This is a genomic window from Gilliamella sp. B3367, from assembly GCF_026536825.1.
Classification (GTDB): domain Bacteria; phylum Pseudomonadota; class Gammaproteobacteria; order Enterobacterales; family Orbaceae; genus Gilliamella; species Gilliamella apicola_E.
On the sequence record NZ_JAFNNJ010000005.1, the window covers coordinates 110,575 to 122,456 of the forward strand.

Genomic DNA, 11,882 nt, shown 5'->3' on the forward strand with positions numbered 1-11,882 from the left:
TTAAATTCACATAAAACGGGTGAATTACTATTTATTATCATTATTGAATATTTAGTGTGCCTTTTTTCTGTTTTATTTTATAAACAATGATGGTTAATGCGATTGGAACAATAATCGCTACTAGCATTGCTAAGGCATAAATTGACCAATAAACAGGTTTTATTGATAAGATACCAGGCAATCCTCCCACACCGATACCATTAGATAATACACCATATAAACCACAGATTAAGCCAGCACTAGCTGCACCAACCATGGCACAGAACATTGGGAATTTATAGCGTAAGTTAATACCGTACATAGCTGGCTCAGTAACACCTAGATAGCCGGATATAGCAGCAGGAATGGAAACTTCGCGCTCATTATGTTTTCGACTGATCAAAATGATGCCAACAACGGCTGAAGCTTGAGCAATATTGGATAAAGCAATGATTGGCCAAATTGGTGTACCGCCCATACTTTCTGTCATCTGCATATCGATAGCTAATGTAGTATGGTGAATTCCAGTAATAACCAACGGTGCATAAAAGAATCCAAAAATTGCCGAACCAATGAAGGCATAATCACCAGTCATTAAGTATTTAACCACATAAGCAATACCATTGCCTAACATTCGTCCGATTGGCCCTAAAAGAAAATGTGCAAGGACGACGGCTAATAGTAGTGATACGATTGGTACAATCACTAAAGTTAGGTAATTAGGGACAATTCTACGTAATCGAGTTTCGATCCATCCCAATGCCAAACCAGCAAAAATAGATGGAATCATTTGTGCTTGATAGCCGACTTTTTGAATCGTAAACCAACCAAAATCCCACACTTCAGGAACGATTTTCCCTAAATTATAAGCATTCATCAGTTGTGGAGAAACCAGTGTTATGCCTAAAACAATCCCTAACACAGGAGAACCGCCCATTTTTTTGACTGTAGACCAGCAAATAGCCACCGGTAGAAAGTGGAAAATCGCTTCACACGGTAACCAAAGGAAACTGTGAATAGGTACCAACCAAGTATACGTGTCAGTAAGCGGTTTATCGTTAATAGTTGGCATCTCACCAATTACATTACGCAAGCCGAGTAATAAACCACCCGCAATCAGTGCAGGTAATAATGGTACAAAAATTTCAGCTAAATTTGAGATTAACCGTTCAAACCATGACATATTTTGTTTAGCGGCGGCTTTTGTTTGCTCTTTGGTCGCTTCGTCAATATTTAATTGCTCAATCAATAATTTGTAATAACTATCCACATCCGTTCCAATAATAACTTGAAACTGCCCTGCATTATTAAAGCATCCTTTGACAAAAGACAATCCTTCAATCGCTTCAACATTGGCTAATTTGGGATTAGCAAGCGCAAACCTTAATCTTGTCAAACAATGGGTAACACTAGCAATGTTTTCTTTTCCTCCAACAAGTTCAATCAATTGCATAATTGATTTTGTTGAAACTTTAGGTGCTTTTGCCATTGTTAAGTCTCCTTATTTTCAATTTAAGCCAAAATTTTTTAATTATTTCGACCCTAATTTGGTAACAATTAAGCATAAATTGAATTATTATTTAAATAAATGGGAACGTTCCCTTTTTGTGATAAACCTCACAATTTTAGGCAATATATCACTCAAAAATAGTTAAAGAAGTATTTGGGAAGGAACCGTAATAATTTTAGGTTTTGCTCCACTTTGTAGTATTTGCAATAACTCGTTTGCAGCATAAGTACCCGCTTTATCAAAACCAAGATCGACTGTAATCGTTTTGGCAAACAAGAATTTAAGCAGATCGCTACTACCAATGCTAATAACAACAATATTATTGATATTTTTTTCAGATAAGAATTTATTTAGGCCTAAAGCAATTGAATCGGTAGCACAAACGATTGCTGTTGGTGAATCAACCAATACTGACTCGGCAAGTTCATAACCAGAATAATAACTTAATTTGCCAAGCACCGCATTTGGCTTAAGTTTATGAGTATGACAAAAATTAGTATACGCTTGGTAGCGTAATTCGCCAGTAGTCTGATCTTGTTTAGTAATACCAATATAGCCAATTTTTTTATGCTTTTGATATAAATAGGTTAATGCTTTGTTTACCGCCCCTACATCATCATAACAAATACAAGTATAATCAGAAAAAGGCCTAGCAATAACCACACATTTATCTTGCCAAAATGTCAGTCGAGAGCTATTCAATCCTGTAAAAGCAAAAATCACTACACCGTCAGCTTGCTTTTCTTTTAACATTGTCAGGTGTTCTTCGACTTTTTGCGGGCTAAATTGGCTCTCAATGATAATCGGATCATACCCATTTGCATAAAAAACAGGCAACATGTTTCGAACTGCATGATTTTCGGATATGGAATCTAGGCGAGTAACAATTATACCAATCACTTTATTACCATAACCACGCATTGCTCTAGCTGATTTGGATGGGGTAAATTGATATTGTTCAACAATTGCCATCACTTTGTTACGTGTCGATTCCTTCACCATTGGGTCGTGATTAATAACTCGCGAAACAGTGGATTTACTCACCCCGCTCAATTTGGCAATATCTTTAATGGTTAAATTCGGTGATGGCTTATTCATAATCAATTTTTATAATGAAAATCAATTAAATCATAGTAATATAGTTTTAACAAAATGGCGATAGGGTGGCTAGTAAGTTAATATCAAAATTATTAACTATTACTTATTCTTCATTTATAATTAGATTGAGATTTGACAGAGGAATAAAACAGAATCAACAAAGCATTAATAACCTCATATAGACAATGAATTATGAAAAAATCATATTTACTTTTAGGTTACACGCTATTTTTTTTGAGTTTATCTGGCTATGCGTCTAGTGATGACACGAAGACTATAACAGAACAATTTAGATCAGCTTTATTATGTCAGTCAAAGCCTTTTGCCATAGAAGATAAAAAGATCATTGCTGAACTTGCAAAACAAAAAATTACTATAAAAAAACGAGATAGTATAAATGAAATCGAATACTATTTTGAGCAACCTATCAAAGTTAAGAATGTATGGGTTAATATGATTCGTTATGAAAGCGATAATTTTGTCACATCTTTTTATGCTAAAGCCAAAGGTGATATGTACAAGTTCGCTAAATTGATTGAGGTTAACCCTATATTACGCAGCTGTGAAGAACCTATTCCTTTGAATGATACAGACATATTCCAAAAGGAAATTACCCCGATTACCGACAATAATCTCTACCCAGATACAATCGTTATTGGTCAGGATAAAGACTCAAAGCCGGATGAATTTTATTTCATATGTTCTAAATTTGAGGCTAATTAGCCATAATTTTCTGCTTAATGAAAATCATGCTATTAGTTTACTAACATTACTTATGTATAAATAGAAAAATTATTTTATAAATGAAACCTATTTATTAGCACTTTGTTTTGATTTATAAGCACTTCCCCACGCTAACATAGCATCATGCACTTGTTTTAAACTTTGCCCGACATCGGTCAATGTATATTCCACTTTAGGTGGTACTTGGGCATAGACTTTGCGGCTGACTAAGCCGTTTTTTTCCATTGTTCTTAGATGTTGAGTTAAGACTTTTTGAGATATACCGTTTAGTGATTTTTTTAATTCTCCAAAGCGTTTTGTACCTGTTAATAAATCACGAACGATTAAGACTTTCCATTTATCACCCATTAACGTAAGGGTAATTTCGACAGGGCAAGGAGGTAAAATTCCGTTGAGTGACATTAGTTAAAAATCCTTTAAATTCAATAATAGTATCATTTCGGTAACTATATTACTGCTTGGTACCTACTTTACAATAGATACTTAGAATATTAACCTAAAAATATCAAATTGTTAAAAGATTTTTCCAATTTAAAACCTGAATCAAACAATACTTATAAATTAATAAAGGAGTAAAAAATGAAAATTGCGGTTATTGGTGCTAGTGGTAAGTCAGGTAGTCTGATAGTTAAAGAAGCAATTGCGCGTGGACATGATGTAACGGCGATTGTTCGTAATCCAAACGCTCATGTTGACCCTAAGGCAAAAATTCTAGTTAAAGATCTGTTTGATCTAACTTATGAAGATTTGAAACCTTTTGATGTCATTATTGATGCTTTTGCGGCATGGACGCCAGAAACCCTTCCACAACATCAAACTAGCTTAAAACACTTAACTGATATTTTAAGCGGTAAACCTAATCGTTTATTAGTTGTTGGCGGTGCAGGTAGTTTATATGTCAATCCTGAGCATACTATTCGTTTAGTTGACTCTCCGGATTTCCCAGATGAATTTAAACCATTAGCCAATAACATGGCAAAAGCTTTAGATCAATTAAGAACTTGTAATGATGTAAATTGGACCTATCTAAGCCCAGCAATTGAGTTTATTGCTGATGGCCCAAGAACTGGTCATTACATTGTTGGTGGCGAGCAAATTTTGGTTAATAGCCAAGGGAAAAGTCAAATCAGCTATGCTGACTATGCAATCGCGATGATTGATGAAGCAGAGAATGCAAAACACATTAAACAACGTTTTACTGTAGCTACTAAATAATATTTTCAAGGCCTTACATTACTAGCGATACCTAAAAGGTTTACTTTAATGTAAGGCACATAATCTAATCATTCCAATGTTTTATTCGATTTTCCTATCTAATCACCCAAAATGGTGCAAAAAAATTAACCAAACTGATTTAAATGGATCATTTTAGTGCAATTACACTTACAGAAAACCAAATCATGTCAGTTATGACTTACTTTTTGATTTTGTGGCACGTTTATTGCATAAGTATAAAGATTATTATGAAAATTTGATAAAACAAATAATACTGATAATATGAATTAGTATATGTCTAATTTGTAATCAATTCAGTTGGGAAAATTATTATGCAGTACGATCTCATTATTAAAAATGGTCTTGTCATTCTCGAATCTGGCGAAACTTATACCGATATTGCAATAAAAAATGGCAAAATTGCAGCAATTGGCCCTAATTTAGTGCAAGCCGATGAAATTATTGATGCTAATGGCTTAATTGTTAGTCCCGGAATGGTTGATATTCATGTTCATATTAGTGAACCTGGTGGTGTTCGTCATGAGTGGGAAGGCTATATCACAGGAACAAAAGCATGTGCAAAAGGTGGCGTAACAACCTTTGTTGAAATGCCTCTTAACCAACTCCCTGCCACTACTAGTGGCGAAACTCTTCGTACCAAATATGCTGCTGGTGAGGGAAAACTTTATGTCGATGTAGCTTCTTATGGTGGATTAGTTCCTTATAACCTGACCAATAATGGTATTGCAGAACAAGTCGAAGAAGGTGTCGCGGCATTTAAATGTTTTATGGCAACCTGTGGTGATCCAAACCTTGACGGTGATTTTGCCAATGTAAATGATTACGCATTATGGGAAGGAATGCGCCAAATTGCTAAAACCGGTAAAGTGTTAGCTATCCATGCAGAAAATGCCGCAATTACTGATATTTTAGGGCAACAAGCTAAAGCACGAGGCGAAAGTAAATTATCACAATATGTAGCAACCCGTCCGGCATTTACTGAAGTTGAAGCAATTCGTCGAGCAATCTTTTTCGCTAAACAAACTGGGTGCCCGATTCATATATGCCATGTCGCTTGTCCTGAAGGAGTTGAAGAGGTTATCAAAGCACGCCAAGAAGGCATTAATGTGACGTGCGAAACCTGTATCCATTACCTCTATTTTACTACAGACCAATTGGATGCTATTGGACCAATTGCAAAATGTTCTCCACCAATCCGTGATCAGCAAGCTCAAGAAGGATTATGGAAATATCTATTTGCTGGCCACATCATCACTGCGGTGTCTGACCATTCACCATGTACTTACGATTTAAAAGACAAAGCCAATGCCTTTGATGCTTGGGGCGGAATTTCTGGTGTGCAAAATAATGTAGATATTATGTTTGATGAAGCCGTACAAAAACGGGGTATGTCATTAAAACAATTTGCCGATATCATCGCTAAAAACCCAGCTGAAAGATATAACTTACCAACTAAAGGTTCAATTCAAGTAGGTAAAGATGCTGACATCATCTTTATTAAACCTCATTCTAACTATGTATTAAAAGAGCAAGATCTCGAATATCGTAATAAATTTAGTCCTTATGTAGGACGACAAATTGGCGCACAAGTTGTTCAAACATTATTACGAGGCAAAACTATTTATCAAATTAATGCCGGTATTAGTTCAATACCAAGAGGTGAATTTATTCGGCGTTAATAATGGAATTGAAACGATAGAAATAAGTAGGGAAGGAAAGTCATGAAGAATAATACAGCACAATCACCAAATACATCTATGCAGATTGATAGTTCTTTATTACCCAAATCTAGCAAAGATCGAACTATGAATCCTTTAGCCTATTCTTTTATGTGGATTGGCGATGGCATGAATTTGGGTAATATGACCTTAGGTGCAAGCTTAGTTGTAGCTGGTGTGGCCACCATGAATATTTTCCAAACTTTTGCCGCAACATTAATTGCAATATTGATTATCACGACAATTTTTGTTTTTAATGATCGCTTAGGATATCGCACAGGTATTCCTTATGTGGTACAACTTCGCATGTCATTTGGTATAAAAGGCGCTATTATTTCTTCATTACTCCGTGGTATTCCTGCTATTGTTTGGTATGGATTTCAAAGTTGGATAGGTGCAACTGCGCTCAATGAAATTATTAGAATATTATCTAATGGTGATTTTAATAATATATTTATCTGCTTTCTTATTTTACAATTTTTCCAAATCGCTTTGTCGCTATATGGATTCCATGCAATAAAATGGGTAGAAACGTTAATTTCAATTGTTATTCTTTGTGCGTTAATTTATGTCTTTATTATATTACTCAATAATCATCAAGAGATTATTATAGACAAATGGGTAAATACCGAAGGGACTTGGGGATTACCATTCTGTGGCTTCATTATGATGTTTTTAGGTAATTACGCCGCAATTTTTCTTAGTGCAGCTGATTACTCACGAGAACTAAAAGCTGGCTTTAGTGATAGAAAAAGAGGGCTCCTCTATTTTCTACCAATTTTTGTTGCTTACGGTTTTATTATTACCATTGGTGTGATGTTGGCTTCAGTCACAGGTAACTCTAATCCAGTTAAAGCATTTGCGATTGTAGTAAATAATCCATATATCACCATCGTGGTATCATCCTTTATTGTATTAGGCACCATTGCTGTAAATATCGTTGCTAATATTATCCCACCAGCTTACGTAATTACGTTATTAACAAAAGCTAAATATAAAGTAGCAGTAACCATTACAGGATTATTAGCTATCGCTTCTTTTCCTTGGGTTCTTGTTCAGGATACCTCAGCAAAAGGATTAGGTTTATTTATTCTAATTTACTCCGCATTTTTGGGACCAATTGTGGCAATTTTGTTGGTGGAATACTATCTGTTACGTCGCCAAAAAATTGATGTAAATACACTATATGATAACAACGGTCAATTTGCTGGATTTAACCCCGCTGCTATTCTAGCGATGCTTATTGGATCAGCAGCTGCATTTTATGAAGTGAGCTTAACATGGATTGTCGGCTTTGTTGTTGGTGGTATAAGTTATATATTGCTCACCAAATTCTCATTTAAAAACTCACCTTTCAAAAAAGGGACAATATTTGAAAAAAAATAGATTAAATGACGATCAATATTGTGCAGTAAATTTATCATAATTCACTGCCAATTTGATATGTCACTTGGATCTTTCGGTTATCAGGTATTTCTAAATTAGATAACACGGCTAATTGAGGAAAATTAGGTCTTAAAAACTGGGAGAGCATAGCTCTTAATGTGTGATTAACCAATAAAACAGGCGGCGCTCCCATTGCATCTTGCTGATTTAATGCTTGTTTGAGTTGTTGAAGAATATGTTCTGCTAGTCCCGGTTCAACATTACTAGTATTTTGCAAAGCTTGCAGTAATATTCTTTCTAAATCAATATTTAATCCAATTACTCTTATCGGTTCTGCCCCAGGAAACCATTGTTGGGTAATCACACGCCCTAGCGCTATTCTAACAATACTGAGTAAATGATAGGCATCATTTTGGTTTGGTGCTTGTTCACAAATCGTCTCAATAATTGTGCGCATATCACGAATCGACACTTTTTCAGAAAGTAAGTTTTGTAGAATTTTATGAAAAGTAGTTAAAGGCACTACGTCAGGAATAAAATCTTCGACTAATTTAGGAATATCCTGCTTTATTCGATCCAATAATTCTTGTGTCTCTAATCGTCCCAATAAATCACTGGCGAATTGATGTAACAAATGATTGAAATGGGTGGCAATCATGGTACTAGTATCAACAACAGTGTAACCCAATATTTGTGCATTTTCTTTGTCATTTTCATCTATCCAAACAGCAGGTAAACCAAAAGCCGGCTCAATAGTTTCAATGCCATCGATAGTTTCGGTTACTGTGCCGGGGTTGATCGCTAACCATTTATTATTCATTATTTCGCCTTGACCAATTTCACCACCTTTTATAAAAATTTTATATTGATAAGGTGATAACGAGAGATTATCGCGAATATGAACTTGAGGCGGTAAAAAGCCTAATGTTTGCGCAAACTTTTTACGCAAACTACGAATTCGACCAAGTAATTCACCATTTTGGTTTTGATCAACCATAGGAATGAGCCCGTATCCAACTTCCATCGCTAAGATATCTTCAATATTGACATCAGACCATGAAGCGTCAACATTTGTTGGCGCTGCAACACTTTTTGGTGGAGTAGCAACTGTTTTCTCAACTCTCTTTTGTTTGGTTAACCACCAAGAAATTACTGATAATACCGCAGTAAACATTAAAAATACTAAATTTGGCATCCCTGGAATAAGTCCAAGCAAACCAATAACAACCGCAGTTAAGATTAATACTTGAGGATTATTAAATAACTGTTTGAGCATTTGATCGCTAATGTTTTCTTGTGAGGTAACCCGAGTCACAATTACACCCGCAGCGGTAGAAATAATCAGTGAAGGGATTTGTGCAACTAGACCATCACCAATAGTCAGTAATACATAGGTTTTACTTGCATCTGAAAATGTCATACCATGCTGCATTACCCCAACTAATAATCCACCAACAATGGTTATGGCCATAATTAGTAATCCAGCGATGGCGTCACCACGTACAAACTTACTCGCACCATCCATTGAGCCATAAAAATCGGCTTCCTGTGTAACTTCTGCGCGCCGTGCTTTGGCTTCATCTTCACCAATTAATCCAGCATTGAGATCAGCATCAATTGCCATTTGCTTACCTGGCATACCATCCAACGCAAAGCGAGCACCAACTTCAGCAATCCTACCAGCACCTTTAGTGATTACCATAAAGTTGATGATAACTAAAATAATAAAGACAACAATACCAATAGCAAAATTACCACCCACTAAAAAATGCCCAAAAGCTTCAATAACTCTACCAGCTGCATCACTACCAGTATGACCTTTTAACAGTACAACCCGAGTTGAAGCAACATTTAGCGATAGTCGTAATAACGTTGCAAAAAGCAGAACGGTAGGAAACGCTGCAAAATCTAAAACCCGCTTAGTAAACAAGGCAACAATCAAAATAATAATTGATAATGCAATATTAAAAGTAAAAAACAGATCCAATATAAATGCAGGTAAAGGTAATACCATCATTGAAAGAATCAATAAAATAAGCATTGGCCCTGTTAAAATTCGATAATGACCACTTTTTGATAGATTTACTGATAATAAATTGGCTAATTTTGATTTCATCATAGAGATTTACTTTTACTCATTTACGGATAAAGATTCAGGGATCGGTATATTCGTTGGTTTTTGAGGCTTATCACCACCATGTTTATGCCAACGTTTCAATTGATAAACCCAGGCTAAAATTTGCGCAACGGCAGCATAGAGTTCGGCTGGAATGGTTTGTCCTATTTCACCATAGCGATATAAAGCCCGAGCGAGAGGAGGAGCCTCTAATTGTGGAATGCGGTGCTCTTGGGCAATTTCTTTAATTTTGATAGCGATATTATCGGTACCTTTAGCTATCAGTTTAGGGGCAGACATAGTTTTATCATCATATTGTAGTGCAACCGCATAATGAGTTGGGTTAGTGATAATAACATTGGCTTTTGGTACATCTTTCATCATTCGACGTCTGGCTATTGCTTGTTGCATCTGGCGAATCCGGCCTTTAATTTGTGGATTACCTTCTTGCTCCTTGAACTCGTCTTTAATCTCTTGTTTAGACATTTTTAATTTTTTTAAATTACTCCAGATTTGATAAAAAATATCAAATCCAACCATAGGAATTAAAGCTAAAATAGTTAATATTCCTGAATAAATAAGCAGTTGCATAACGTTAGATAATGCACTATTTAAATACATATTTGGCAGCGAAAGCATATTTGGAAATTGATTGATTAGAAACAATGTCACGGCAAAACCGATTAAAACAACTTTAAGCAGGCTTTTAAATAACTCTGAAAAAATTCGAATACTAAAAATTCTTTTAAATCCGCTAATCGGATTCAATTTACCAAAATTGGGTTTAATTGATTGCAAACTAAAAAGTAAACCACCAACCCCCATAGGTGCAATGATGGCAATAATGACTAATCCGAAAAAAATAGGTAAAATCGACCAAAATCCAGCGGTTAATAAATTAATTAAATTGAAAATAATTTGTTTATCATCATCTGTTCGGTATGCAACCAACATAGCGTGTTGAATAATTGTTTTTAAATTAGCAACAAAATGACTGCCCATCATCCAAAATAATAGGATACTAACCAACAAAATAATTAACGATGTTAACTCGCGAGATCGTGGGATTTGTCCCTTTTCCTTGGCTTTTTTTAATTTGCTATCGGTGGGTTGTTCGCTTTTATCTAGATCACTATCATCAGCCATATCTTAATTAAATCAATTTTATTGCCTAATTACCGTTTACAGCACAGTATGAACGCAACTTGATAAAGTTATTGGCTTAATAAGACCCTAATTTAATAGTTATTTATCTCGTTTACCGTAAAACAACTTCAAAATGATTAAACTTTAGCGCGTTTAGATGAAATAGTTTCTGGTTGTTGATAACCATTATGGGTATAAACAGCAGGATTATTCATGCTTTTTAAATAGTCTATTGAATGTTGCGTCACGTTCATTCGGTTTTGAATAAGCACTCCGTTTTCCCGATTGATTTGAGCTAATCGCTGAGTCATTTTTGTGATAGCTTGCCATTTTAATGCTAACTCTTGTTTTTCACTATAAGGTGATTGAATATTGCATTGCTGACTAACTTTTAGTCTTTTTTCATCAAGTAATTTTAACTCAATAAGTAATTGGCTTTTTTGGTTTATAATTTCACTCAATTGATTTACTGAATTATTTTTAAATAATATTTGTTGTTCAGCTTCTAAAATATCTGACAGGGCTTGTAACATAACTGTTACATTATTAAAAATGTTATCTAATTCTAACATGACGACATTCCTTCAAAATCAATTAGATTTCAATATTTTCGAAAGTTTGCTTAATAATTTCATCGGCAATTTTATTTGGATTGATCACTAATTTACCTTCAGTAATGGCCTGTTTTATCTTTTCAATTTTACTAGTATCGATATCATTTTCAGTTGAATGCAACAAAGCTATAGTATTTTGGCTTAACTTAACATTCAACGTTAAGTTATTTGAGTTTTGCACAGATGCATTAGTTTTTTTATTTTGCTCATTTATACGATTAAGTACCCCTGATACGGCGGTAACCATTTTTGTTGCATCTATACTCATAAAATTCCTTCAATTAACGTTGAGGTTTATAGGGGAGGTTTAATCTAATTATCGGCAAAAATTAGAA

The 11,882-nt window shown here is 34.8% G+C and carries 11 protein-coding genes; 4 read left to right on the forward strand and 7 right to left on the reverse strand.

Annotated elements, in window-relative coordinates:
• Window positions 1-40: 40 nt before the first annotated feature.
• Together treB and treR are read right to left on the reverse strand one after the other, a co-directional pair.
• A complete protein-coding gene (gene treB / locus J3U23_RS08725) occupies window positions 41-1,468 on the reverse strand; it encodes a PTS trehalose transporter subunit IIBC (RefSeq protein ID WP_267339044.1) in 1,428 nt (475 codons plus the stop codon).
• Window positions 1,469-1,630: 162 nt separating this feature from the next.
• Window positions 1,631-2,587, reverse strand: coding sequence for a trehalose operon repressor TreR (treR, locus tag J3U23_RS08730; RefSeq protein WP_267339045.1), 957 nt, complete (start codon window positions 2,585-2,587; stop codon window positions 1,631-1,633).
• A 192-nt stretch (window positions 2,588-2,779) separates the two neighbouring features.
• Between treR and J3U23_RS08735 the strand changes: the two genes are divergently transcribed.
• On the forward strand, window positions 2,780-3,310 hold the full coding sequence (locus tag J3U23_RS08735; RefSeq protein ID WP_267339046.1) for a hypothetical protein: 531 nt from the start codon (window positions 2,780-2,782) through the stop codon (window positions 3,308-3,310).
• An 87-nt stretch (window positions 3,311-3,397) separates the two neighbouring features.
• On the opposite strand, the gene J3U23_RS08740 is transcribed toward J3U23_RS08735, so the two are convergent.
• A complete protein-coding gene (locus J3U23_RS08740; protein WP_267339047.1) occupies window positions 3,398-3,733 on the reverse strand; it encodes a winged helix-turn-helix transcriptional regulator in 336 nt (111 codons plus the stop codon).
• A gap of 177 nt (window positions 3,734-3,910) precedes the next feature.
• Between J3U23_RS08740 and J3U23_RS08745 the strand changes: the two genes are divergently transcribed.
• From J3U23_RS08745 to J3U23_RS08755, 3 genes are all read left to right on the forward strand, one after another.
• Entirely contained in the window at window positions 3,911-4,546 is a 636-nt protein-coding gene (locus J3U23_RS08745) for an NAD(P)-dependent oxidoreductase (RefSeq protein ID WP_065562515.1), read from the forward strand.
• Window positions 4,547-4,878: 332 nt separating this feature from the next.
• Entirely contained in the window at window positions 4,879-6,246 is a 1,368-nt protein-coding gene (allB, locus tag J3U23_RS08750; RefSeq protein ID WP_267339048.1) for an allantoinase AllB, read from the forward strand.
• A 42-nt stretch (window positions 6,247-6,288) separates the two neighbouring features.
• Entirely contained in the window at window positions 6,289-7,671 is a 1,383-nt protein-coding gene (locus J3U23_RS08755) for an NCS1 family transporter (protein ID WP_220225460.1), read from the forward strand.
• Between the two features lie 34 nt (window positions 7,672-7,705).
• Here J3U23_RS08755 and flhA read toward each other — a convergent pair whose 3' ends face one another.
• The 4 genes from flhA to flgM all read right to left on the reverse strand — a co-directional run bounded on the left by flhA (window position 7,706) and on the right by flgM (window position 11,815).
• Complete coding sequence (flhA, locus tag J3U23_RS08760; RefSeq protein WP_416380101.1) at window positions 7,706-9,787, reverse strand: flagellar biosynthesis protein FlhA; 2,082 nt, start codon at window positions 9,785-9,787, stop codon at window positions 7,706-7,708.
• Window positions 9,788-9,802: 15 nt separating this feature from the next.
• Window positions 9,803-10,933 (reverse strand): flagellar biosynthesis protein FlhB, encoded by a 1,131-nt coding sequence (gene flhB, locus J3U23_RS08765; protein ID WP_065562518.1) that lies wholly within the window; start codon window positions 10,931-10,933, stop codon window positions 9,803-9,805.
• Between the two features lie 137 nt (window positions 10,934-11,070).
• Window positions 11,071-11,505, reverse strand: a complete 435-nt coding sequence (locus J3U23_RS08770; protein ID WP_065562519.1) for a flagella synthesis protein FlgN — start codon at window positions 11,503-11,505, stop codon at window positions 11,071-11,073.
• A gap of 22 nt (window positions 11,506-11,527) precedes the next feature.
• Complete coding sequence (gene flgM, locus J3U23_RS08775) at window positions 11,528-11,815, reverse strand: flagellar biosynthesis anti-sigma factor FlgM (RefSeq protein ID WP_267339050.1); 288 nt, start codon at window positions 11,813-11,815, stop codon at window positions 11,528-11,530.
• Window positions 11,816-11,882: the final 67 nt, after the last annotated feature.